This is a genomic window from Falsiroseomonas oleicola (assembly GCF_019029495.1).
GTDB classification, from domain to species: domain Bacteria; phylum Pseudomonadota; class Alphaproteobacteria; order Acetobacterales; family Acetobacteraceae; genus Falsiroseomonas; species Falsiroseomonas oleicola.
Map to the genome: position 1 here is coordinate 428,873 of NZ_JAERQM010000003.1, position 24,022 is coordinate 452,894.

At 70.8% G+C, this 24,022-nt stretch carries 23 protein-coding genes; 15 read left to right on the forward strand and 8 right to left on the reverse strand.

The features are described from left to right. Genes JJQ90_RS12890 through JJQ90_RS12905 form a run of 4 tightly spaced genes read right to left on the reverse strand, consistent with a single transcriptional unit; the run spans window position 1 to window position 3,813 of the window. On the reverse strand, window positions 1-867 hold the full coding sequence (locus JJQ90_RS12890) for a polysaccharide deacetylase family protein (RefSeq protein ID WP_230410609.1): 867 nt from the start codon (window positions 865-867) through the stop codon (window positions 1-3). Beyond that, window positions 867-1,886, reverse strand: a complete 1,020-nt coding sequence (locus JJQ90_RS12895) for an ABC transporter substrate-binding protein (RefSeq protein ID WP_216875966.1) — start codon at window positions 1,884-1,886, stop codon at window positions 867-869. The genes JJQ90_RS12890 and JJQ90_RS12895 overlap by 1 nt, the downstream gene beginning before the upstream one ends. An 11-nt stretch (window positions 1,887-1,897) precedes the next feature. Beyond that, entirely contained in the window at window positions 1,898-2,374 is a 477-nt protein-coding gene (locus JJQ90_RS12900) for an ureidoglycolate lyase (RefSeq protein ID WP_216875968.1), read from the reverse strand. Further along, the gene (locus JJQ90_RS12905) at window positions 2,371-3,813 is read right to left on the reverse strand and encodes an FAD/NAD(P)-binding protein (protein ID WP_216875971.1); all 1,443 of its coding nucleotides are present in this window, start codon (window positions 3,811-3,813) and stop codon (window positions 2,371-2,373) included. Before JJQ90_RS12905 ends, JJQ90_RS12900 begins: the two co-directional genes overlap by 4 nt. Before the next feature lie 415 nt (window positions 3,814-4,228). Here JJQ90_RS12905 and JJQ90_RS12910 point away from each other — a divergent pair, with 415 nt between their 5' ends. From JJQ90_RS12910 to JJQ90_RS12950, 9 genes are all read left to right on the forward strand, one after another. Further along, entirely contained in the window at window positions 4,229-5,827 is a 1,599-nt protein-coding gene (locus JJQ90_RS12910; RefSeq protein WP_216875973.1) for an ABC transporter substrate-binding protein, read from the forward strand. Between the two features lie 78 nt (window positions 5,828-5,905). Beyond that, window positions 5,906-6,445 (forward strand): sigma-70 family RNA polymerase sigma factor, encoded by a 540-nt coding sequence (locus JJQ90_RS12915; RefSeq protein WP_216875975.1) that lies wholly within the window; start codon window positions 5,906-5,908, stop codon window positions 6,443-6,445. Then, complete coding sequence (locus JJQ90_RS12920; RefSeq protein ID WP_216875977.1) at window positions 6,442-7,137, forward strand: anti-sigma factor; 696 nt, start codon at window positions 6,442-6,444, stop codon at window positions 7,135-7,137. Before JJQ90_RS12915 ends, JJQ90_RS12920 begins: the two co-directional genes overlap by 4 nt. A gap of 95 nt (window positions 7,138-7,232) precedes the next feature. Next, window positions 7,233-8,054 (forward strand): DUF4394 domain-containing protein, encoded by an 822-nt coding sequence (locus JJQ90_RS12925; protein WP_216875979.1) that lies wholly within the window; start codon window positions 7,233-7,235, stop codon window positions 8,052-8,054. Between the two features lie 298 nt (window positions 8,055-8,352). Next, entirely contained in the window at window positions 8,353-9,279 is a 927-nt protein-coding gene (locus JJQ90_RS12930; protein WP_216875981.1) for a ketopantoate reductase family protein, read from the forward strand. Next, window positions 9,276-10,145, forward strand: coding sequence for an aldose 1-epimerase family protein (locus JJQ90_RS12935; protein ID WP_216875983.1), 870 nt, complete (start codon window positions 9,276-9,278; stop codon window positions 10,143-10,145). The genes JJQ90_RS12930 and JJQ90_RS12935 overlap by 4 nt, the downstream gene beginning before the upstream one ends. 76 nt (window positions 10,146-10,221) lie before the next feature. Beyond that, window positions 10,222-10,905 (forward strand): fumarylacetoacetate hydrolase family protein, encoded by a 684-nt coding sequence (locus tag JJQ90_RS12940; protein ID WP_216875985.1) that lies wholly within the window; start codon window positions 10,222-10,224, stop codon window positions 10,903-10,905. Between the two features lie 55 nt (window positions 10,906-10,960). Further along, a complete protein-coding gene (locus JJQ90_RS12945) occupies window positions 10,961-11,779 on the forward strand; it encodes an exodeoxyribonuclease III (protein ID WP_216875987.1) in 819 nt (272 codons plus the stop codon). A gap of 10 nt (window positions 11,780-11,789) precedes the next feature. Continuing rightward, the gene (locus tag JJQ90_RS12950) at window positions 11,790-12,584 is read left to right on the forward strand and encodes a shikimate dehydrogenase family protein (RefSeq protein ID WP_216875989.1); all 795 of its coding nucleotides are present in this window, start codon (window positions 11,790-11,792) and stop codon (window positions 12,582-12,584) included. A 6-nt stretch (window positions 12,585-12,590) separates the two neighbouring features. Here JJQ90_RS12950 and JJQ90_RS12955 read toward each other — a convergent pair whose 3' ends face one another. Continuing rightward, window positions 12,591-13,175, reverse strand: coding sequence for an HdeD family acid-resistance protein (locus JJQ90_RS12955; RefSeq protein ID WP_216875991.1), 585 nt, complete (start codon window positions 13,173-13,175; stop codon window positions 12,591-12,593). Window positions 13,176-13,205: 30 nt separating this feature from the next. Beyond that, the gene (locus JJQ90_RS12960; protein WP_216875993.1) at window positions 13,206-13,670 is read right to left on the reverse strand and encodes an Lrp/AsnC ligand binding domain-containing protein; all 465 of its coding nucleotides are present in this window, start codon (window positions 13,668-13,670) and stop codon (window positions 13,206-13,208) included. 82 nt (window positions 13,671-13,752) lie between these two features. On the opposite strand from JJQ90_RS12960, the gene JJQ90_RS12965 reads away from it, so the two are divergent. The 6 genes from JJQ90_RS12965 (at window position 13,753) to JJQ90_RS12990 (ending at window position 22,391) form a co-directional block, all read left to right on the forward strand. Then, window positions 13,753-16,707 carry an L-glutamate gamma-semialdehyde dehydrogenase gene (locus JJQ90_RS12965; RefSeq protein ID WP_216875995.1) on the forward strand — a complete coding sequence of 985 codons (2,955 nt, stop codon included), beginning with the start codon at window positions 13,753-13,755 and terminating at the stop codon, window positions 16,705-16,707. 70 nt (window positions 16,708-16,777) lie between these two features. Beyond that, window positions 16,778-18,028 carry a sarcosine oxidase subunit beta family protein gene (locus tag JJQ90_RS12970; protein ID WP_216875997.1) on the forward strand — a complete coding sequence of 417 codons (1,251 nt, stop codon included), beginning with the start codon at window positions 16,778-16,780 and terminating at the stop codon, window positions 18,026-18,028. Further along, on the forward strand, window positions 18,028-18,279 hold the full coding sequence (locus JJQ90_RS12975) for a sarcosine oxidase subunit delta (protein WP_216875999.1): 252 nt from the start codon (window positions 18,028-18,030) through the stop codon (window positions 18,277-18,279). Before JJQ90_RS12970 ends, JJQ90_RS12975 begins: the two co-directional genes overlap by 1 nt. Beyond that, window positions 18,276-21,197 carry a sarcosine oxidase subunit alpha family protein gene (locus JJQ90_RS12980; protein ID WP_216876001.1) on the forward strand — a complete coding sequence of 974 codons (2,922 nt, stop codon included), beginning with the start codon at window positions 18,276-18,278 and terminating at the stop codon, window positions 21,195-21,197. The genes JJQ90_RS12975 and JJQ90_RS12980 overlap by 4 nt, the downstream gene beginning before the upstream one ends. Next, window positions 21,190-21,651: an aminomethyltransferase family protein gene (locus JJQ90_RS12985; protein WP_216876003.1), complete on the forward strand. Its 462-nt coding sequence runs from the start codon at window positions 21,190-21,192 to the stop codon at window positions 21,649-21,651. Before JJQ90_RS12980 ends, JJQ90_RS12985 begins: the two co-directional genes overlap by 8 nt. Continuing rightward, window positions 21,651-22,391 (forward strand): 4'-phosphopantetheinyl transferase family protein, encoded by a 741-nt coding sequence (locus JJQ90_RS12990; protein WP_216876005.1) that lies wholly within the window; start codon window positions 21,651-21,653, stop codon window positions 22,389-22,391. Before JJQ90_RS12985 ends, JJQ90_RS12990 begins: the two co-directional genes overlap by 1 nt. On the opposite strand, the gene JJQ90_RS12995 is transcribed toward JJQ90_RS12990, so the two are convergent. Continuing rightward, complete coding sequence (locus JJQ90_RS12995) at window positions 22,300-23,025, reverse strand: UTRA domain-containing protein (protein WP_216876006.1); 726 nt, start codon at window positions 23,023-23,025, stop codon at window positions 22,300-22,302. The genes JJQ90_RS12990 and JJQ90_RS12995 overlap by 92 nt on opposite strands. Continuing rightward, window positions 23,022-23,978, reverse strand: coding sequence for an isopenicillin N synthase family dioxygenase (locus tag JJQ90_RS13000; RefSeq protein ID WP_216876007.1), 957 nt, complete (start codon window positions 23,976-23,978; stop codon window positions 23,022-23,024). Before JJQ90_RS13000 ends, JJQ90_RS12995 begins: the two co-directional genes overlap by 4 nt. Window positions 23,979-24,022 lie beyond the last annotated feature (44 nt).

A 24,022-nucleotide genomic window follows, 5' to 3' on the forward strand; every position in this document is an offset into this window, starting at 1 on the left:
CTACAGAACCTTGCGGGCATGCGCCGCGATCTCACCGGGCCGGCATAGCCATATGCGCGGCCGGGCGGCGGCGATATGGGCCAGCACGCGGCGCAGATGCAGCAGGCGGAAGGGGTGGCCGACGAGGAAGGGATGCAGCGACAGGTTGAACACCAGCGGCCACTTTTGCGAAAGGCGAAGCTGTTCCTCGAACTGGTCGATCAGGATGTCGGCCCAGACGGAGGGCGGCCACTTCGCCGCATGCAGGGCCGGAATGTCGTTGGTCGGGCGGGAATAGGGCACGGTAACCAGCGTACCGGCGCGCGTTGTCAGCAGCGTCGGTTGGTCATCATGCGTCCAGTCCATGCTGTAGTCGAAGCCGGCCTCCGCCAGCAGGTCCGGCGTCACATGCGTCTGCGCCACCCAGGGGCCCATCCAGCCGCGCGGCGCGCTGCCTTCCTCCGTCGCGATGCGGTCGCGGCATTGCGCGATCATTTCGCGCTCCTCCGCTTCGTTCATCTCGGACTGACGTTCGGCATTGGTGCGCCCATGGCCCACGATTTCGTCGCCACGCGCGCGAAAGGCGGCGGCGACCTCCGGGCACAGATCGTAGATCGCGGTGTTCAGCAGCGCCGCCGCCGGAATCGCAAGCTCGTCCAGCGCGTCGAGCAGGTTCCAGACACCGACGCGGTTGCCCCAATCCCGAAAACCGTAGTTCTGGACATCCGGCTCCGGTGATGGATTCACCAGCGGAATCCCCATGCCTTCCGCGAAGGGGAAGGCCTCCAGGTTCACCGCGACATGCACGGCCAGCCGCGCCCCGCCTGGCCAGTCCCAGGCCGGGCGGTTCGTGATGGCGGAATAGGCGTAGCGGCCGTGCTGGCGCATCAGGCACCCATCGGCGGCAACATGCGGTCGGCTGCCGGCGGCAGGAACTGAGTCAGCATGAAGCTTTCGGCGGAAGGTGGGGTGGCGACGCCAAAGGCCTCGGCCATCGCCGTCACCATGGCAGCGGCGCGGGCGGGATCGACATGGCCCACGCCCTTCTCCCGCGCTGTCGGCGTCAGCACGGCTTCGCGCATGATGAAGCGCATGCGCTCCGTCTCCAGCGGCACATCGGCCAGAGGCTCCCGCGCCCGCACCGCGGCGATGGCGGCGGTGGGGTCGGTCAGCGCCTCCTTCAGCCCGGCGAGGGTGGCGCGCACGAAGCCGCGCACCATCTCCGGCTCTTTCGTCGCCAATTCTGCCGGCAGCAGCAGCGCATTGCCGAACACGTCCACGCCGTAGTCGTTGAAGCGGAACATGCGGATGTCCTGCTCCCTCTGCCCCAGGGCGCGTAGGTTGAAGAAGGCGCCGGAGACGAAGGCGGTGATGGCATCGGCCTCGCCCCGGTGCAGCATCGGCTCCCGCAACGGCGGCGCCACGGTGATCCAGGTGACATCGTCGGGCGCCAACCCGTTTGCCTTGGCGAAGACCGGGAACAGCACGCGACCGCTATCGCCCGCCGGCGCCGCGATGCGCTTGCCGCGCAGATCGGCCGGCGTCTCGATGCCCCGCCCCGCCACGGTGATGACGCTGGCCAGGGTGCGATCGAAATACTGGAACACATTGACCACGGTGCGGGCGGGGTGGTCGGCATTGTGCTTCACCACGGCGCCGGGATCGCCAAAGCCGATCTCCGCCGCGCCGGCCGCCAGCTTGGTGACGACATCGCCCGATCCGAAGCCGCGCTGAATGGTGACGTTCAGCCCCTCCCGCGCGAAATGGCCGCGCTCGGCGGCGAGGAACCAGGCGGCGTGGTAGCCCTGCGGCGTCCAGTCCAGCATCAGCCGCAGCGCGCGCGGCTGGGCCAGTGCGGGTGTTGCGAGCAGCGCGCCTGTGGCGGCCAGGAAGCTACGGCGTTGCATCTGCTTTCTCCTCAGGCGGCGATGGAGAGGGCGACACCGAATTGCGTGTCGATGCGCACGGTGTCGTGGTCGGTCTCGTTGGTGTCCGACAGTTCAAGGTTGAAGAAGTCCTGGCGCGTCGCGGTGAAGAAGGGCCCGGCATGCCAGGTGCCGCGATGCAGGCACAGCGCGGTGCCGCCGGGGATGCGGAAGCAGGTGATGCCCTCCGCCGTCAGCGGCACCTCCGCCGGCGCAAGGCCGATGAACCAGTCGGCGCCATCGGTGGAGGCCAGGCACTGCGTCACGCGCAGATGCCGCGTGATGCCGCGGATCAGCAGCGGCCGGTGCGGCAGGCGCATGATGTAGAAGCGCGGCGTGCCCTGCGTCAGGTCCAGCGTGGCGTCCTGCGCGCCGAAGGGCGTGCCGTCCTCGCCCGGCAGCACCAGTGTGCCGAAGGGGGCGATGGTCTCCGGCGTGGCGTCGACGGGGGTGGTCAGGATCGTGTTCATGCGGCGACGGTCTCCGGCAGGTCGAAGGGGGCGAGTTCGGCATGGTCGCCGTGCAGGAAATGCGCCCAGTCGCTGTCCTGCTGGTCGAGGAACAGCCGGCGCTTCACGCCTTCCACCAGGCGCGGCAGCGCGTATTTCATGCCGCTGACGCTGGCCGCGACCGGGCCGAGGCTGAGCGAGGCGGCGCCGGTGATGCTGAAGACGCGGGTGACCCAGGGCGCCGCGCCCGCCACCTTCTCCTGAAACCCGCCGAGGCGGTCGAGATAGGGTTGGCGCAGCATGCGGGGTTCCGCCGCATCGGCCGGCGGCGTGAAGCGGTCGCCCCAGACCGCGATCTCCGGCACCAGCGCCGCATATTCAGGACAGAGCGACATGTCGGAGAGGAAGCCGGTGGCGATCACCAGCCGGTCGAAGACCTGGCGGCGGCCATTGCCTTCCACCACGATCTCGCTGCCGGTCCAGCGCACGGAATCCCAGGGCATGCCGGTGGCGATGCGGAAGCCCGGCAGGGCGATGGCGGTGTCGAAGGTGGGCTGCGGCGGTGGCTGGCCGATGCGGCGCAGGCGCATCGCATAGGCCCATTTCACGGCATCCGGCAGATCGACGTAATGCGCCAGGAAGCCGGCGCTTTCCATCCAGCGGCGCGGATTGTCGCGCGGCACTTCGGGGCGACGGATGCAGATGGTGGCGGTGGCGGCGCCGGCCTGAAGCGCCGTGATGGCGACGTCGAAGGCGGTGGCGCCGGCGCCGAGCACGCCGACGCGTTCGCCCGCGAAGCCCGCCGGGTCCAGCATGTCATTGGCATGCAGCACGCGCCCTTCCGGCAGGGCGCCGGCGATCTCCGGCGGAATCACATGGCCGCCGCTGCCGCCCGATCCGGTGGCCATCACCACGCTGCGGGCGTGGCACAGCAGCGGCCCGTCCGGCGTCTCGAAACGCAGCGCCAGCAGGGTGCCACCCTCCACTGGCTCCATCGCCACCAGCCGATGGTGATTGCGCACCGGCAGGTCCATCACCCGGCGGAGCCAGTTGAGATAATCCATCCAGGCGGTGCGCGGCACGCGGTACATCGCTTCCCAGCCCTCGGCGCCGTGCTGCGCCTCCCACCAGGCCCGGAAGCTGGCGGCGGGCAGGCCGCCATCCGGGCCGGTCAGGTCCTTGGGCGTCCGCAGCATGGCCATGCGGCCGAAGGTCACCCAGGGGCCCTCGCGCCCCACCGGCGCGGCGTCGAAGATGCCGATCCGCGTCACTTGTTCGCGGCGCAGGGCGGCGGCGGTGGCCAGGCCGTACATGCCGCTGCCGATGATGGCGCAGTCCAGGATGTCGGCGCCTTTCGACGCCACCCAGGGCGCGGCGGGATAGGCGAGCAATTCCATCTGCCGCGCCAATTGGCGCTCCAGCTCGGCCAGGGATGTGGCCAGGACAGGGGGTGTGGTCACGCGGGTCTCCGCGATGGGGAAGGGGGCAGGCAGGGCGCAATGCGGCGGCCGCGCGACCCGGTACGGGGCGCGACGGCGCTGGGTCAGGCCGTTGGTCGCCACCGGCCGCGGGCGCGGGCCAGCCCATGCGCGCGCGGCGGCCGGCCCGGGCGCCTGGGGCGTCCGGCAGCGGCATTGCGGCAAGGGGGCCAGCGCTTCATGTTTTTGGGCGTCGCAAATGTCATGCCAATTGCTGGCGCTTGGCGGCGCAAGGCCTGCTTGCATCATCTGGCGCGGCTTTCGGCAATGCCGTCGCCGCTTTGCCTGAACGGCGTGCAGAACAGCGGCGATGTTCCGTGCCTGCCCGCATATTGACCGATTGCGCCGCGCGCCGCGCGCCCGATAGGCTCCCCGACCGAACAGGGAGACATCCGCCATGCAAGTTGCACGCTTCATGGGGCGCGGCCTCGGGCTGGCCCGCCGCGCCTTGCTCGGCATGGCGCTGGCATTCGGCGCCGCCTCGGCCTCGGCGCAGGACCTGACCATCGGCGTGCGCTCCGGCCCGCTGTCGATCGACCCGCATTTCTCCTCCGCCGGGCAGCACGCCTCCGCCCTGCGCAACATCTTCGATGCGCTGGTGCGCCGCAGCGCGGATATGGAGCTTCAGCCGAACCTCGCTTTGTCCTGGCGCTCCATCGACACGACCACCTGGGAATTCGCCCTGCGCCGCGATGTGCGCTGGCACGACGGCACGCCCTTCACGGCGGCCGATGTGAAGTTCTCGGTGGAACGCATCCCGACCGTGGTGGCCGGCACCGGTGGCCTCGCCGCCTATGTGCGCAGCATCAAATCCGCCGAGGTGGTGGACGACCACACCGTCCGCTTCACCACCCATGGCCCGGCACCGACTTTGGTGGCGGAGCTGGACCGCGTCTTCATCGTGCAGGCGCGCGCGGCGCAGGGGGCGGACAATGCCACCTTCCGCGCCGGGACGGCGGCCGTCGGCACCGGCCCCTATCGCTACGTTTCGTGGGAACCGCGTGGCGACCTGGTCCTGGAACGCTTCGATGGCTACTGGGGCGAGCGTCCCGCCCATGGCCGCGTGACCTTCCGCGAGATCGGCAATGACAGCGCCCGCGTCTCCGCTTTGCTGGCGGGCGATGTCGATGTCATCAACTACGTCCCGCCCTCCGCCGTCTCGACCCTCGCGCGGAATGCGCAGGTGGCGGTGGTGCAGGCGCCCTCCATCTACGTCTTCCTGCTGCATCCGGATGGCCGCGACCAGTCGCCCCTGGTGACCGACAACGAAGGCAAGCCCTTCGCGGTCAGCCCGTTCCGCGATGTGCGGGTGCGCCGTGCCCTGTCGCTGTCCATCAACCGCCAGGGCATGGCGCGGAACATCATGGAAGGCCTGGCGGAGCCGGCGAATACGCCGCTGCCGGCCAGCTTCTTCGGCGTACCCCCCAATGCCCGGACGCTGCGCTACGACCCGGCCGAGGCGCGCCGGCTGCTGGCGGAGGCCGGCTATCCGCGCGGCTTCAAGGTGCAGCTGCATTGCACGAACGACCGCTTTGCCGGCGATGCACGGGTCTGCGCCGCGCTCGGCCAGTCCCTGGCGCAGATCGGCATCACGGCGGAGGTGAATGCGCTGCCGACCTCGGTCTATTTCACCAACTACACGCGCGGCGATTTCAGCCTGGCGATGAATGGCTGGGGCACGCTGACCGGCGATGCCACCTATATGCTGGCTTCCCTGCTGCACACGCGCGGTGTCGATCCGCGCTTCGGCACCTTCAACCGCATGCGCTATTCCAACCCCGCGATCGATGCCGTGACGCGGGAGAGCCTGGCGGCGATGGAGGAGGGCCAGCGCCGCGCCATCCTGGAACGCGGCATCGGCACGATCATGGAGGAGCATGCGATCATTCCGATCGTGACGCTTTCCGCGGTCTGGGCGGTGAATGCCCGGCGGGTCAGCTTCACCGCGCGGATGGATGAGGAGACGCTGGCGGCTTCCGTCCGCCCGGCGCCCTGATCGCCGCCCCGCCTTCCCGGAGCCAAGCTTCCCAAAGTGGGTTGCCTGTGGCGCCTGGGCGTGGCCATCTGCCGGCCAATGGACGCCGAAACGGACCTCGCCCCGCTGCTTTCCGCCGTCGCCGGCGGCGATCGTACCGCTTTGCGGGCGATCTATGAGCGGCAGGCGACGCGCCTGTTCGGCGTGGCCAATGCCATTCTGCGCGACCGGGATGCGGCCGCCGATGCGATGCAGGACGCCTTCCTGCGCATCGCCGGGCGCGCCGGCCAGTTCGACCCGGAGCGTGGCACGCCGGAGGCCTGGCTCGCCGCCATCGTCCGCTACGCCGCGCTGGACCTGGCCCGGTCCCGTGGCCGCGAAATCCCCACCGACGACCCCGCCTTGGGCGACCAGCCGGTGCCGGCGGAGGCGCTGGACCGGGTGGAAAGCAGCGCCGAGGGCCGCCGCCTGCGCCAGTGCCTGGCGACGCTGGAGGAGCGCAACCGGCGCGGCATCGTGCTGGCCTTCGTGCACGGGCTGAGCCATGCGCAGATCGCGGCGCGGCTGGAACTGCCGCTGGGCACGGTCAAGGCCTGGATCCGGCGCGGCCTGTTGCGCCTGCGGGAGTGCCTGGCATGAACCTCGCCAGCCTCACCCCCGAGGAACGCGACGCCCTCGCCGCCGAATATGTGCTCGGCACGCTGGAGGCGCGGGAGGCCCGGGCGGTCGCCGCCGCGCTGCCGGGCGATGCCGCTTTGGCCGAGGCCGTGGCGATGTGGGAGGCGCGGCTGGCGCCGCTGACCATGCTCGCCCCGCCCGAGGCCCCGCCGCCCGGGCTGTGGGACCGCATCGCCGCGGCGCTGGATCCGAAGCCGGTTGTAAAGCCGAAATCCTGGCTGGCCGGGCTGCTCGACCCTTGGCGGATCGGCGCCATCGGCGGCACCGCCGTGGCGGCGACCCTCGCCGCCTTCATCCTGCTGCGGCCGGAACCCGCGCCGCGCATGATGACCGTGCTGCTGACCGATCGCGACCAACCGGCCTGGCTGGTGGAGGCCGACCAGGGCGGGCTGCGCCTCGCCTCGCTCAACCCGCGCCCGGCGCCGGAAGGCCGGGCGCTGCAGCTCTGGGCGCTGCCGCAGGGCGCCACCGCGCCGACCTCGCTGGGCCTGATCCCGGCCGAGGGGCGCATCAGCGTCGCCCCGCAGGTGATCCAGCCGAGCCCGGGCATGCTGATCGAGATCACGGTGGAACCGCCGGGCGGTTCGCCCACCGGCCGCCCGACCGGGCCGATCCTGTTCATCGGCCGCCTGGCGCCCGCCACCGGAAGCTGATTCTTTTCGCGGCCGGCTGCATCCAGCCGCGCCCGCCCTCCGTAACGCCTGCATCGGGGCCGCCAAGGCCTCGCAGCATACGGAGAGACGAATCAATGTCACCGACCCTTCGCACAGCCCTTGCCGCCGCCGCCCTTCTGACCGGCGGTGCCGTCGCTGCCGAGGCCGCGACGCTGATCGGCCTGACCGCCGACAACCGCCTGGTCCGCATCGACAGTGACACCCGCCAGGCCAGCGCGCCGGTGCGCGTGACCGGCGCCGAGGGCCGCCTGCTCGGCATAGACCAGCGGCCGCAGAACGGCATGCTCTATGGCGTGACCGATGCCGGCCAGATCGTGACCATCGACCCGATGAGCGGCCGCGCCACCCAGGTCTCCCGCCTCAACATGCCCTTCGAGAGCGGTGGCCGCGCCGTGGTGGACTTCAACCCGGCAGCCAACCGCCTGCGCCTGATGGGCATGAGCGGCGTGAATTTCCGGGTGAATGTCGAGACCGGCGAAGTGGTGCGCGACGGCCAGCTCAAATACCAGGATGGTTCGGCGCAGGCCGGCACCACGCCGCGCGTCACCGCCGGGGCCTATACCAACAGCGTGGCGCCGCCCGCCGGTGCGCCGGCCGCGGGCCAGCCCGGCGCGCCGACCACCACGCTCTATACGATCGACACGCTGCTCGGCAGCTACAACCTTCAGGCGCCGCCGAATGACGGCGTGCAGCAGGTGAAGGGCATGCTGGGCATGACCCTGCCGGTGCAGGTCGGCTTCGACATCCTGTCGAATGGCACGGGCGGCAATATGGGCTTCGTCCTGGCCGGCAATACGCTGCATTCCATCAATCTGGAGAATGGCGGCCTGACCGCCATGGGTGCCGTCACCGGCCTGCCGGATGGCGAGATCCTCGACATCGCCGCGATGCGCTGAATTCCCCTCCCGGCACATCGCAGGCGTCGCCGCCGTCGCGCATCCGCGCGGCGGCGGTGTTTTTTGCGCGCTCGATCTGGACAGCGCCGCGACTTGCGTCGATGGCTGGCTGCGAGACCGTTTGAGAACACCGGCGGGTCGGTCCTGCGGTGCTTTTCCGCCCCTGCGGCGTTCCCGTATGCGGCCGATGCAACCAGCATCGGCCGCATACGGCGCCTGGCAGGGACGAAAAATCACCTGCCGGACCTCAGCCACCGGCATTCTCAAACGGTCTCTGACAAGGGGAGATCAATCGGCCATGCGGATGCTGGTGCTGGGGGCCGGGGCGCTCGGTGGCTATTTCGGTGGGCGTGCGCTGGAACGCGGGCTGGACGTCACCTTCCTGGTCCGGCCGGGCCGCGCGGCGGTGCTGGCGCAGGACGGGCTGCGGGTGCGCAGCACCCATGGCGACATCGACCGGCCCGTGACCACGACCCAGCAGGCCGGGCCGGGCTTCGATGTCGTGCTGCTGTCCTGCAAGGCCTATGACCTGGACAGCGCCATCGCGGCCATCGCCCCGGCGGTGCAGGCCGGCGCGGCGGTGCTGCCGATCCTGAACGGCATGGCGCATCTGGACCGTCTGAACGCCGCCTTCGGCCCTGACCGCGTCTGGGGCGGGCTGGCGAAATGCGCGGCGACGCTGCGGCCGGATGGCGTGGTGCAGCATCTGGGCGATTGGCACTGGCTGACCTTCGGCGAGCAGGACGGCCGCATGGATGGCCGCGCCGCCGCCCTGGCCACCGCGCTGGGCGAGAGGCCGGGCCTGGTCGCCCAGGCGGTGCCCGACATCCAGCGGCGGATGTGGGAGAAGCTGGTGCATCTCGGCACCGTCGCTGCCGGCACCGTGCTGATGCGCGCCAGCGTCGGCGAGATTGTCCGCGCCGGCGGCGCCCCCTTCCTGCTGCAATTGCTGGAGGGCAATGCCGCCATCGCCGCCGCGAAGGGCCATGTGATGACCCCGGCCTTCATGGACGGCTACCGCGCCATGTTCGCCGACCCCGCCAGCGCCTACACCGCCTCCATGCTGCGGGACCTGGAGGCCGGCGGGCGGACCGAGGCGGACCATATTTTCGGTTATCTCGCCGCCGAGGCACAGGTGGCCGGGCTGCCGGCGGCGCTGCTGGAACTGGCGCATCTGCATGCCCGCGCCCATGACCAGCGCCGCGATGCGGAGCGGCTGGCATGAGCGACCGCGTGCGCCTGACCTCCGAACAGTTGAGCATCGAGGTGAAGGCGGAGGGCGCGGAGCTCGCCAGCCTGAAAAATGCCGCGGGCCAGGAATACCTCTGGCAGGCCGGGCCGGAATGGAAGCGCCATTCCCCGGTGCTGTTCCCCATCGTCGGCAAGCTGCGCAACGACACGCTGCATGTCGGCGCCGAGTCCTTCCCCATGGGCCAGCACGGCTTCGCCCGCGACAGCCGCTTCGAACTGGTGGAGCAAAGCGCCAGCGCCTGCCGCTTCCTGCTGGCCGACAGCGCGGCGACCCGCGCCGTCTATCCCTTCCCCTTCCGGCTGGAGATCGGCTACGCGCTGCACGGCGCCTCGGTCACCGTCAGCTACACGGTGCATAATCCGGGGGAGGGCACGCTGCCCTTCTCCCTCGGCGCGCATCCGGCCTTCCGCTGGCCGCTGCCGGGCGCGGGCAGCAAGCCGGCGCATCGCATCGAGTTCGAGCAGACGGAAGCCGGCCCGGTCTGGCGGCTGGATGGGGAAGGGCTGATCGACGCCACGCCGCAGCCGCTGCCCGTGCATGGCCGCAACCTCGGCCTGCGGGAGGATCTGTTCCGCCCCTCCGCCATGATCCTGCTGAACCTGGCCAGCCGCCGCCTGCGCTACGCCGCCGCCGGCGCCACCGGGCTGGAGATCACCTGGCAGGGTTTTGGCCATCTCGGGCTGTGGATGCTGCCGGGGGCGGAGTTCCTGTGCATCGAGCCCTGGGCCGGCTTCGCCGATCCGGCGCAGTTCCATGGCGATCTCTGGACCAAGCCGGGGATCGAGATGCTGGGGGCAGGCGAGAGCCGGCATTTCATGTGGCGGGTCGGCCTGGCCTGAGGCCCCCCCCGGCTTTGCGGCGCCATGACAGGGGGGTATGGTCCGGCGCATCGCGTGCTCGAAGGATCCACTCCGCATGGCCGATTACGTCATTCCGCCGCCCGCCCAGGCCTCCATCCCCGTCAAGGGCGGTGGGTCCTTCCCGGTCCGCCGCATCTTCTGCGTCGGCCGCAACTACGCCGAGCATGCCATCGAGATGGGCAGCGACCCGACGCGGGAGCCGCCCTTCTACTTCACCAAGCCGGCCGATGCCGTCGTCGTCAACGACGCCGATATGCCCTATCCGCCCGCCAGCAAGTCGCTGCACCATGAGATGGAGCTGGTGGTCGCCATCGGCACCGGCGGCGCCGATATCAGCCAGGCTGATGCCCTCAAGCATGTCTGGGGCTATTGCTGCGGCCTGGACATGACGCGCCGCGACCTGCAGAACGAGGCCAAGAAGACCGGCCGCCCCTGGGACATGGGCAAGGGTTTCGACAAGTCCGCCCCGATGGGCCTGCTGGTGCCGGCCGGCGATTTCGACCCCTCCAAGGGCAAGATCGAGCTGAAGGTGAACGGCAAGGTCACGCAGACCTCCGACCTGTCCAAGCTGATCTGGTCGGTGCCGGAAGTCATCGCCAACCTCTCCGGCCTGGTGCGGCTGGAACCGGGCGACCTCATCATGACCGGCACGCCGGAAGGCGTCGCTGCCGTGGTCAAGGGCGACCTGCTGGAAGGCATGGTCGAGGGCGTCGGCACGGTCACCGTCAAGATCGTTTGATGTGAGAAAGCCCTCTCCCCCCGTCGGGGGGGAGAGGGCTTCCAGGCCGGGCCACATGACCCTCCGCATCGTCACCTGGAACATCAATTCCATCCGGCTGCGCCTGCCGCTGCTGGCCGATCTCGTCGCCGCGCTGGCGCCGGACGTGATCTGCCTTCAGGAAACCAAGTGCCCCGACGAATTCTTCCCGCATGAGGGCGTGGCCGCGCTCGGCTTCGAACATCGCGCGGTGCGCGGCATGAAGGGCTACAACGGCGTCGCCATTCTTTCGAAACTGCCCTTCATGCGGCGGGACGGCGTGGACCCCGACTGGTGCGCCAAGGGCGACTGCCGGCATATCGCGGTGGAACTGGACGCCCCTGGCGGCCCGGTGGAACTGCACGATTTCTATATCCCGGCCGGCGGCGACATCCCCGACCGCGACCTCAATGTGAAATTCGCCCATAAGCTGGACTTCGTCGCGGAGGCCACGGCCTGGTCCGCATCCCGCGCGGCCGCCGGCGGCTTCAAGCGGGCGGTGCTGGTCGGCGACCTGAACATCGCGCCGCTGGAACACGATGTCTGGTCGCACAAGCAGCTTCTGAAAATCGTCTCCCACACCCCGCTCGAGACCACCGCGCTGACTGCCATGATGAAGGCGGGCGCCTGGCACGATGCGCTGCGCCACTTCGTGCCGGCGGACCAGAAGCTGTACACGTGGTGGTCCTATCGCGCCGCGGATTGGCGCGCGGCGGATCGCGGGCGGCGGCTGGACCATGTCTGGGTTTCTCCGGATCTCGCCGGGGGACTGCGCGGCATGACCGTGCTGAAGGATGCGCGCGGCTGGGCCGGGCCTTCGGACCATGTGCCGGTGCTGGTGGAGTTGGCGACCTAGGGAACGACCGATGCTGGAAAACCTCAGCGGTGCCACGCGCGTTTTCGTCATCATCGGCGACCCGATCGCGCAGGTGCAGTCGCCCGGCGCCATCACCCGGGATTTCGTGGCGCGCGGCCAGGATGCGGTGCTGGTGCCGGCGCATGTGACGGCGGCGGAGGTCGACGACTACATCCGTGGCGCGTCGAAGGCCCGCAACCTCCACGGCATCGTGGCGACGGTGCCGCATAAATTCGCCGCCTTCCGGCACTGCGCCACCACGACGGAGCGCGCGGGCTTTCTGGAGTCCGTCAATGTCCTGCGGCGCGACGCGCAGGGGCGCTGGCATGGCGACATGACCGATGGCGCGGCCTTCGTCGCCGGCCTCCGCGCTGCCGGCTGCGAGCCGAGCGGTCAGCGCGTGCTGCTGGTGGGCGCGGGCGGGGCCGGCACGGCGATCGCGCTGGCGCTGCTGGAGGCCGGGGTGGCGGAACTCGCGATCCACGACCAGGACATGGCGCGGCGCGACCGGCTGCTGGCGCGCCTGGCCGGGCGCCATCCGGCCCGGCTCGCCACCGGCAGCGACGATCCCTCGGGCTTCGACATCATCGCCCAGGCCACGCCCGCCGGGATGCAGCCGGGCGACGCCCTGCCGCTGCAGGCCGACCGCCTGACGCCGGCGATGTTCGTGGGCGATGTCATCACCAGCCCCGAAATCACGCCGCTGCTGCGCGCCGCTCGCGCCCTGGGCTGTGGCACGCAGACCGGCATCGGCATGTATGCCGCCGGCCGCGCCATGATCGTCGATTTTCTTCTGGGCGCCTGAGTCGCCTCACCCCGCCACATCCGCCGCATGCGGGTCGTTCGCCACCCGCCGCAGCCGCCAGCCCAGCGCCAGGAACAGCCCGCCGGCGATGATCGCCTGCAGGGCCACCAGCCAGATCAGCGCCAGCAGCCCCGGCCCGGGCGAGACGATCATCCAGGCGCCGACCAGCACGGCGAGCGCACCCAGCGCGCCCAGCAGCACGCTGCCGCTGCGGAAGGCCAGCACCAGCCGGATCACGCCCACCACGATCGACCAGGCGCCCACCATCACCACCAGGAACACGGCCGAGACCGCCGGCAGCAGCAGTAGCGCCACCGCCGCGGCGAGCGAGGCGACGCCATCGATCCACAGCCAGGTCTTCGACTGTTCCGGCCCGCCACCACCCCGCACCGCCTGGCTGATGGAGGATATGCCGTCGATCGCCAGGAAGGCCGCCAGGAAGCCGAGGATGAAGGCCAGCCCGATGCCCGGCATCAGCAGCGCCACCAGCCCGAACAGGATGCCCGCCACACCCCGCAGCAGGAACAGCCACCAGCCCTTGGCCAGCATCCGCACCACCGCGAAACGCCCCATCGCCTGCATATCCGACATCATCCGACTCCGAGTCCCATCGCCCCCATCTCACACCGGCAGCGGCGCCTCGGCGATCACTTCCTCGATGACGGCGTAGGTGTGGCTGGATTTGACGCCGGGCAGGCTGAGCAGCACATCGCCCAGGAAGCGGCGATAGGCCGCCATGTCCCCGACCCGCGCCTTCACCAGATAGTCGAAGCCGCCGGCCACCATGTGGCATTCCAGCACCTCCGGCACGCGCTTTACCGCCGTGGCGAAGCGGTCGAAGGCATCGGGGGTCGTGTGGTCCAGGCTGATCTCGACGAAGACCAGCAGGCCCAGCCCGATCCGCGCCGCATCCAGCCGCGCCCCCCAGCCGGTGATGACGCCCTGCGCCTGCAGCCGCCGCAGCCGTTCGGAGGCGGCGGAGGGCGACAGGCCGATGCGCGCCGCGAGTTCCGCCACCGTCGCCCGGCCTTCCCGTTGCAGCAGCGCCAGCAGGCGGCGGTCGATCCTGTCGATATCCTGGTCCATGGTCGGTTCCGCCGTTGATCCGACGGCTGATACGGCAAAAATACCGCTCCATCCACGGCCAAGCCCCCGGCATGCTGCGCGCATGTTCGAAGCCCCCTACGCCCCCTCCGAGGAAGCCGCGCGCGCCGCGCTGCTGGCCGCCGCCCCCGCTCCGCAACCCTCCGCCGCGCCCTTGGCGCTGGACCTCGCCCAGGCGGCGCGGGAGGGCGGCGGCCCCCTGGCCGTCGAGGAAATCCTGCGCGGCTGGCCGCTTTCGACGCGCGAAGGCCTGGCGCTGATGGCGCTGGCGGAGGCGCTGCTGCGCGTGCCGGACGATGCGACGGCGGATGCGCTGATCGCGGAAAAACTGGCGGAGGGCGATTGGCGCCACCACGCCGAAGGTTTCGCCAGCGCCGCCTCCGGCTGGGCGCTGGCCATGGGGGCGCGGCTGGTCGGTCGGGGGGAGACGCCAGGTGGCGTGCTGGCGCCCATGGTCAAGCGGCTCGGCGTGCCGACGGTGCGCAATGCGGCGCGGCAGGCTGTGCGGCTGATGGGCGGGCAGTTCGTGCTCGGCGAGACCATCCAGGCGGCGCTGGCCCGCGCCGCCAAGGCCCCACCGAACATCCGTCACTCCTACGACATGCTGGGGGAGGGTGCGCGCACGGCGGCGGATGCCCGCAAATACCTCGGCGCCTATCACGCCGCCTGCGAGGCCATCGGCCGCGCCGCCCAGGGCAGCCTGCCGGCCCGGCCCGGCCTGTCCGTGAAGCTGTCCGCCATTCATCCGCGCTATGAGGCGGTGTCCCGCGACCGGGTGATGGCGGAGCTGCTGCCCGCCCTGATCGGCCTGGCCCAGGCGGCGCGCGCCCATGACCTGAACCTGACCCTGGATGCGGAGGAGGCGGATCGGCTGGAGCTGTCGCTGGAGCTGTTCGACCGGCTGCTGACGGAGCCGAGCCTGTCGGGCTGGGAAGGGCTCGGACTGGCGGTCCAGGCCTATCAGAAACGCGCCGGGGCGGTGGTGTCCTGGCTGGCGGACCGGTCCGCGGCGACCGGGCGGCGGCTGATGGTGCGGCTGGTGAAGGGCGCCTATTGGGATGCGGAGATCAAGCGCACGCAGGAACGCGGACTGGACGATTTCCCGGTCTGGACCCGCAAGGCGGCGACCGACTTGGCCTGGCTGACCCATGCCGCCGCGCTTCTGGATGTGGCCAAGCAGGGCCGCATTTTTCCGCAGTTGGCCACCCATAATGCGGCGAGCATCGCGGAGGCGCTGGCGCTGGCGGAGGCCAAGGGCGTGAACCCGGAAAAATTCGAATTCCAGCGGCTGCATGGCATGGGCGGTGCGCTGTACGGAAAACTCGCGGAGAAGCGGCCGGATGTGGCGCTGCGCATCTATGCGCCGGTCGGCGTGCATGAGGATCTGCTGGCCTATCTGGTGCGGCGCCTGCTGGAGAATGGCGCGAATGGCGGCTTTGTCGCCGCCGTGGCGGACGAGTCTGTGTCGTTCGAGCGGCTGCTGCGGCATCCTTCCGTGGCCTTGGCCGAAGGGCCGCCGCGCCATCCGCGGGTGAAACGCCCGGCGGCCCTGTTCGGGGATCGGCCGAACAGCCGCGGCGTGGAATTCGGCGACCGCCGCGCGCTTGCCGCGCTGATCGCCGCGCGCGATGCGGCGCCAAGCTTGCCGCAGGTGCCGGCGCAGGACCCAGCCGCCGCCGTGGCGCGCGCCCAGGCCGCATTCCCCGCCTGGAACGCGATGCCCGTCGCGCAACGCGCGGCGGTTCTGCGCAAGGCAGCAGACGGCCTGGAGGCGAATTCCGGAAAATTCATCGCGGCGATTCAGGAGGAAGGGTTTCGCACGCTCGACGACGCCCTGTCCGAGCTGCGGGAGGCCGTCGATTTCTGCCGCTACTACGCGGATGCGGCGGAACGCCTCGGCACGCCCACGGCGCTGCCCGGCCCGGTGGGGGAGAGCAATCTGCTGAGCCTGTCCGGGCGCGGTGTGTTCCTGTGCATCTCGCCCTGGAATTTCCCGCTGGCGATCTTCCTCGGCCAGGTCACGGCGGCGCTGGTCGCCGGCAATGCGGTGGTGGCCAAGCCGGCGCCGCAGACGCCGCGCATCGCCGGCCTCGCCGCGCAGGCGCTGCGGGCGGCCGGGCTGCCGGACGGCGTGCTGGAACTGGTGCCGGGTGGGCCGGAGGTGGGCGCGGCGCTGGTGGCGCATCCCGCCATTGCCGGCATCGCCTTCACCGGCAGCACCGCGACGGCGCGCGGCATCAACCGGGTGCTGGCCGCGAAGGAGGGGCCGATCATCCCCTTCATCGCGGAAACCGGCGGGCTGAACGCCATGGTGGTGGATGCGACGGCCTTGCCGGAACAGGTCACCGACGATGTGCTGACCAGCGCCTTTCGCTCCGCCGGCCAGCGCTGCTCCGCGCTGCGGTTGTTGTGTGTGCAGGCGGAAGCGGCGGATGGGATGCTGGCGATGATCGCGGGCGCGGCGCGCGAATTGAAGCTGGGCGATCCGCGCGATCCGGCGACGCATGTCGGGCCGCTGATCGACGCGGCGGCCAAGGCGCGCATCGCGGAATGGCTGGCGAATCTGCCGCCCGGCGCGCGCGAGACGTTCCGGCATCCGGCGGAGGAGACCGGGAATTTCCTCGCGCCCCGCATCGTCGAATTGCGGCGGGTGGAGGATCTGACCCAGGAGGTCTTCGGCCCCGTGCTGCATGTGGTGCGCTGGCGGGGGGCGGAGGAAGCGGCGCTGCTGCGCGCGCTTGCCGGCACCGGCTATGGCCTGACGCTCGGCGTGCAGAGCCGGCGCGCGGGGTTCGCGGCGCGGGTGGCAGCGGCGGTGCCGGCGGGCAATGTCTATGTGAACCGCAACATGGTCGGCGCCGTGGTCGGCAGCCAGCCCTTTGGCGGCCAGGGCCTGTCCGGCACCGGCCCCAAGGCGGGCGGGCCGCATTACCTGCCGCGCTTCATGCAGGAGAGGGTGGTGACGGTGAACACCGCCGCCGCTGGCGGCGACGCGGCGCTGCTGGCGGAGGGTGAATAGCGCCGCTGTAAGGCAATTCAATGGCGCTTCAGGACAAGTGTTCATTGGCCCGCCTGCCACGCTGCCGGGCATGCGCTATTCCGCCCTGGCCCTGCTGCGCCATGCCCTGACCGGCAACCGGTCCTGGACCCCCGCCTGGCGCGATCCCGCGCCGAAGGCCGGCTATGACACGCTCATCGTCGGCGGCGGCGGGCACGGGCTGGCCACCGCGCATTACCTGGCGAAGCTGCACGGCATCACCGATGTGGCGGTGCTGGAGAAGGGCTATCTCGGTTCCGGCAATGTCGGCCGCAACACGACCATCATCCGCTCCAACTACCTGCTGCCCGGCAACACGCCCTTCTACGAGCATTCGATGAAGCTGTGGGAAGGGCTGGAGCAGGACCTGAACTACAACGCCATGGTCAGCCAGCGCGGCGTGCTGAACCTGTTCCACAGCGACAGCCAGCGCGACGCCTATGCGCGGCGCGGCAATGCCATGCGGCTGGCAGGCGTGGATGCGGAATTGCTGGATGCGGCGCAGGTCCGCGCCATGGTGCCGGGGCTGAACATGGATACCGCGCGCTTCCCCGTGAAGGGCGGGCTGCTGCAACGGCGCGGGGGCACGGCGCGGCATGATGCCGTCGCCTGGGGCTATGCCCGCGCCGCGGATCAGCGCGGCGTGGACCTGTTGCAGAACACCGAAGTCACCGGCATCCGCGTCGAGGCCGGGCGTGTCACGGGGGTGGAGACCGCGCGCGGCTTCATCGCCGCGAAGCGCGTCGGCCTCGCCGTCGCCGGCAATACCTCCCGCGTTGCGGCCATGGCGGGGCTGCGCCTGCCCATCGAAAGCCATGTGCTTCAGGCCTTCGTGTCGGAGGCGGTGAAGCCGATGATCGACACGGTCGTCACCTATGGCGCCGGCCATTTGTATGTCAGCCAGTCCGACAAGGGCGGGCTGGTTTTTGGTGGCGATATCGACGGCTACAACTCCTACGCCCAGCGCGGCAATCTGCCGGTGGTGCATGACGTGATGGAATGCGCCGTGCAGCTTTTCCCGGCCATGTCGCGGCTGCGCTATCTGCGCCAATGGGGCGGCATCATGGACATGTCGATGGATGGATCGCCGATCATCGACCGCACGCCGATCGAGGGTCTCTTCCTGAATTGCGGCTGGTGCTATGGCGGCTTCAAGGCGACGCCGGCTTCGGGCTGGTGCTTTGCCCATACCATCGCCACGGGCCAGCCGCATGCGCTGAACGCCGCCTTCCGGCTGGACCGTTTTGCGCGTGGCCAGGTGATCGATGAGAAGGGCGCCGGCGCTCAGGCGAATCTGCACTGATGCGCATTCCATGCCCCTTCTGCGGTGAACGCGACTCTTCCGAGTTTTTGACCAATGGAAGCGCGCCGCCGCCACGTCCGGACGCCGGAGCGCCCTTCGCGGCCTGGCACGATTATCTGCACCTGCGCGATAATCCGGCGGGTACGCATGCGGAGCTGTGGCAGCACATCCACGGCTGCCGGCAATGGCTGCGCGTGACGCGCAACACCCGCAATCACGCCGTGCTCGGCGCCGAGGCCTGCCGGCCATGACGCGCCTCGCCACCGGCGGGCGGATCGACCGCAGCGAATCGCTGCGCTTCAGCTTCGACGGTCGCGACCTCACCGGCCATCCGGGCGACACGCTGGCTTCCGCGCTGTTGGCGAATGGCGTGCGGCTTGTGGGGCGCTCCTTCAAATACCACCGGCCGCGCGGCATCTGGGGTTTTGGCGTTGAGGAGCCGAACGCGCTTGTGGAGTTGCGCGGCGGCGCAAGGCAGGAACCGAACACGCGCGCCACCACGGCGGAACTGTTCGAGGGGTTGCGGGCGCAAAGCCAGAACCGCTGGCCGTCGCTGCGTTTCGACCTGCGCGCGGTGAACGGGCTGTTCGGGCCGCTGCTCTCGGCGGGCTTCTACTACAAGACCTTCATGTGGCCCGCCGCCTTCTGGGAGAAGGTCTATGAACCGCTGATCCGCCGCGCCGCCGGCCTCGGCCGCGCCGCCACGGCGCCGGACCCCGACCATTACGAACGCATGCACGCCCATTGCGACGTGCTGGTGATCGGCGCCGGCCCCACCGGCCTCGCCGCCGCTTTGGCCGCGGCCCGGGGCGGCGCGCGGGTGATTGTGGCGGATGAGGATTTCGCGCCGGGCGGCCGGCTGCTGGCGGAACGGCAGGAGATCGACGGTGGCCCCGCGGCCGATTGGGCGGCGCGCATCTGGGCGGAACTCGGCGCCATGCCCGATGTCACCTTGCTGCCGCGCACCACCGTCTTCGGCGTCTTCGACCAGGGCAGCTATGGCGCCGTGCAGCGCCTGTCGGACCATTTGCCCGAAACCGCCCCCGGCCAGCCGCGCCAGCGTGGCTGGACCATCGTCGCGAAGCGCGCGGTGCTGGCCGCCGGCGCGCTGGAACGGCCCATCGCCTTTTCGGGCAATGACCGCCCCGGCGTGATGTCCGCCGCCGCCGCGCGTGGCTATGTCAACCGCTACGCCGTTCTGCCGGGTCGTCGCGCCGTGGTTTTCACCAGTGGCGACGATGGCTGGCGCAGCGCCGCCGATCTGCTGGCGGCCGGGGCGCAGGTGACGGTGGTGGAGGCGCGGGATGGCGTCGCGCCCGCCGTCGCCGCCAGCGCGGCGCAGGCGCGCCATGTGTTCGGCGCGCGCGTGGCCGGCACCGGCGGGCGACTTGGCCTGTCGGACGTGCGGCTCGCCAACGGCGAGACCATCGCCGCCGACCTGCTGGCCGTGGCCGGCGGCTGGAATCCCACATTGCATCTCGCCGGCCATCACGGCGCGCGACCACGCTGGGACGAAACCCTGCACGCCTTCCTGCCCGACACGGCCCCGCCCGGCATGATCGTCGCGGGCGCTGCCATGGGCAGAATGACGCTCGCCGCCTGCCTCGCCGATGGCGCCGCCGCCGGGCGCCAGGCGGCGGAGGAGACGGGGCATGCCGCCCCGCCGCTCGACCTGCCGCAGGCGCAGGACGAGCCTTCGGCGCTGCGCCCGCTGTTCCATGTGCCGGGCCGTACCAAGGCCTTTGTCGATTTCCAGCACGATGTCACCGCCGCCGATATCGAGCTCGCCGCGCGCGAGGGTTATCGCAGCGTCGAACATGCCAAGCGCTACACCACCCTCGGCATGGCGACCGATCAGGGCCGCACCGCCAATGTCGTGGGGCTCGCCATCCTGGCGGTGGCGACTGGGCGCGGCATCGCCGAAACCGGCACCACCCTGTTCCGCCCGCCCTATACCCCCGTGACCATCGGTGCCCTGGCGGGCCACCAGACCGGCCGCGATTTTCGCCCGACGCGCCGCACGCCGCTGCATGACTGGGCCGCGCGCCATGGCGCCAGCTTCGTCGAGACCGGCCCCTGGCTGCGCGCGCAATGGTACGCCCGCCCCGGCGAGGCCGGATGGCGCGACAGCGTGGATCGCGAGGCGCAGGCCGTGCGCGCCGATGCCGGCTTCTGCGATGTGTCGACGCTCGGAAAGATCGAGGTGGTGGGGCCGGATGCCGCCGCGCTGCTCGACCTTGCCTATGCCAATGACATCGCCAGCCTGAAGCCCGGCCGCATCCGCTACGGCATCATGCTGCGCGAGGATGGCTTTGTCTTCGATGACGGCACCTGCGCAAGGCTCGAACAGGATCGCTTCCTGTTGACCACCACCACGGCGAATGCGGCGCGCGTGTTGCAGCATCTGGAATATGTCCATCAGGTGCTGCGGCCCGAGCTGCGCCTGGTGATGCTTTCCGTGACGGACGCCTGGGCGCAGATCGCCTTGGCCGGCCCCCGCGCGCGTGATGTGCTGGCGGGGCTGGTCACGGAAACCGATGTCTCCAACACGGCCTTCCCGCACATGTCGTGCATGTCGGCAAGCCTGGTGGGCGGCATCGCGGCGCGGCTCTACCGCCTCTCCTTCTCCGGCGAACTCGGCTATGAGATCGGCGTGGCGCCGGATCATGCGCCGGTGCTGGCGGACCTCCTGCTGGCGGCCGGCGCCACGCCCTATGGGACGGAGGCCTTGGGCGTGCTGCGCATCGAGAAGGGCCATGCCGGCGGCGGCGAGCTGAACGGGCAGACCACGGCGGGCGATCTCGGCCTCGGACGCATGCTGTCCCGCCGCAAGGATTTCATCGGCCGCGTCATGGCGCAGCGGCCCGCGCTGGTCGATCCGTCACGGCCCGTCCTGGTCGGTCTGCGCGGCGCGGCGACGCTGCGCACGGGCGCGCATCTGCTGGAACCGGGCGCCGCCGCGACGACGGAAAACGACCTCGGCCATGTCACCGCCGCCTGCTGGTCGCCGCATCTGGGCGGGATGATCGGCCTCGGCCTGCTCTCCGGCGGTCAGGCGCGGATCGGCACCCGCATCCGCGTCTACGACCCGCTGCGCGGCGGCGATGCGGAGGCGGAGGTGGTGTCCCCCGTCTTCATCGATCCCGAAGGGCAGCGCAGCCGTGGGTGATTTCTCGGCCGTCCTGCGCGAAGTGCGCGGCCTCGGGCAGGTGGCGCTGCACGGCCCGAACGATCTGCTGCCCGGCCTGCCGGACCGCCCCGGCTGGGCGGCGCTGCCCGGCGGCACGGCGATCTGGACGGCGCCCGGCGTCTGGCTCTGGCTCGGCGAGGAACCGCTGGTCCCGCCCTCCCACCGCACGGAGTTGCACGGCGCCCGCTGCATCCTGGAACTGACCGGCGATGGCGCGGCGGAACTGCTGGCGACGCTGCTGCCCATCGACCTGCATCCGCGCACCTTCCCGGAAGGCGCCGCCGCGGCGACCCTGGCCGCCCATGTGCCGCTGCTGGTCTGGCGCGTGGCGGGGGGTTTTCGCCTCGCCTGCGCCAGTTCCTACGCCCAGTCCTTCACGCAATCCCTGGTCGAGGCCGGGCGTGGCCGTGGGCTGGTCTGGACCGGCGCCTGATGCGCCGTGGCGCGGTGCGGCTGCGCTGGCTGATGCCGGAGACGGCGGATGCCACGACGCTCGCCGCCTGGCACGCCACGCTGGATGCCGGGGAGCAGGCCCGCGCGGCCAGCTTCCGGGCGGAGGTCGATCGCCGCGCCTATGTCGCCGCCCATGCCCTGGCACGCGCCATGCTGGAACAGGCCGGCGGCCTGCCCGCCGCCGCCTGGCGTTTCGCGCGCGGCCCGCAGGGGCGGCCGGAGCCTGATCCGCCGAATGGCCTGCGCTTCAGCCTGTCCCATACCCGCGGCCTGGTCGCCTGCGCCGTCACCCTGACCGACGATATCGGCCTGGATGTGGAGGACCTCGCCCGGCCCCCCGCCAGCCCTGGCCTCGCCGAACGCTACTTCGCACCGCAGGAGGCCGCGCTGCTCGCCGCGCTGCCGCCGGAACAGCGCCACGAAGCCTTCCTGCGGCTCTGGACGCTGAAGGAGGCCTATGTGAAGGCGACCGGGGAGGGGATTTCGGCCGGGCTCGACCGCTTCGCCTTCACCCTGGACCCGCCGCGCCTGGCCTTCGCGCCCGGCGGCACGGTGCCCTGGCGCGTGCTGCAATGGCAGCCGACGCCGGGACATGTGCTGGCCCTGGCGCTGCGGCGAAGCCCCGCGGCTACAGCGGTGCCAGCGCTGCCCGCCCGGCAATCTCGAACCGATCCGCCGGCTGCACCAGCCGCGAAAAGGTCATCGCCACCCCCTGCGTGAAGGTGGTGCGGCGGATCACCAGGCAGGGCTGCGTGCGCGGCACGTCCAGCAGCCTTGCCAGCGCCGCATCCGGCAGGATGGCGGTGATCGCCTGCTCCATCTCATCCGCCTGTCCGGTCCGCACCAGATGCGCGAAGGTCGTGCCCTGGGTGAAATCCTGCTCCAGATAGCCCGCCGAATAGCCCGGCCGCAGCCATCGCGATTCCTGCTGGATCGGCGCGCCGTCGCCATGATGCAGGATGGCGCTGTGCGGCACCGCCTGGCCGCGCGGCAGGCTGAGCGCGGCGGCGGCTTCCGCGGGAAGCGGGTCGTTCGCCAGCTTCAGCACCTGGCAGGACCAGGCCATGCCGCGCGCGGCGATCTCCTCCGCGATGTCCTCGATGGTCACCAGGCCGAAGCGCGGCTTCGGGCGCGCCACGAAGGTGCCGACGCCCGCCACCTTGTGCAGCACCCCATCCCGCGCCAGCTCCGCGAAGGCGCGGTTGATGGTGATGCGGGAGACGCCGAGTTCCGGTCCCAGCGCATTCTCGGACGGGATGCGCGTGCCCGGCGGCCAGCTTCCGTCGCGGATATGCGCCATGACATGCGCCTTCACCACGGCGTAGAGCGGCATGGCCGCCGTCCACTGGTTCATGCCGTCTTGCGATAGGCGAAGGCCTGGGCGAAGCGGCCGAGGATATGCGCGCCGCAGGTGGTGGGCTCATAGACCGGCTGGGTGGCGCCGAGCGCGCGCGGGTCGATCGCCGCGTCGAAATTCGGGTCGTAGAAGGTGGCGATCGACATGCGCTCATGGCCCGAGCGGTTGACCACGCGATGCGGCGTGCTGGCGAAGCGGTCATTCGACCAGCGGCCGAGCAGGTCGCCCACATTCACCACCAGCGTGCCCGGCAAAGGCGGCGCCGGGATCCAGGCGCCGGACTGGCGTTCCTTCACCTCCAGCCCGCCGCTGTCATCCTGCCAGAGCAGCGTGATGCAGCCGAAATCCGTGTGTGGGGCGACGCCGAAACCATCCAGGTCGTCGGGCGCCTGGGGCGGGTAGAAGATGGCCTGGGTACGCTGCAGAGGCAGGGTGTAGCTGGGCGCGAAGAAATCCGCCGGCAGGTCCAGGCTGATCGCGACGGCGCGCAGCAGCCGCGCACCGCAGGCGCCGACCGCGGCAAAATAGGCCTCCATCGCCGGGCGCAGTTCGGGCACCGCCGCCGGCCACTGGTTCGGCCCGCGCAGCTTCTCACCCGCCAGCACCACCGGGTGGTCCTCCGGCAGGTCCAGGCCGATCGAGAAGAATTCCTTCAGGTCGGGCTTGGTGGCGCCTTCCATCACCGCGCCGCCGGCCCGGTGCCAGCCGCGATGCACCAGATTGGCGCGCGTTTCCGCCTTCACTTCCGGCGGCAGGTGGAAGAAGCGGCGGCTGGCTTCCACCGCGCCGGCGATCACCTCGGCCGGCACGCCGTGGTTCCGGACATAGAAGAAGCCAGGACCTGTGCAGGCCGCCCGGATGGCTGCCGCAACTTTGTGCAGATCGCCGCCCTCGGCGCAATCCGCGATGTCGATCACCGGAAGTCCGTGTTGGAGGAGGCCATCGGGCATGGTGCAATGGTCCGATCGATCCGGGCTTGATTGCCGGGATGGCC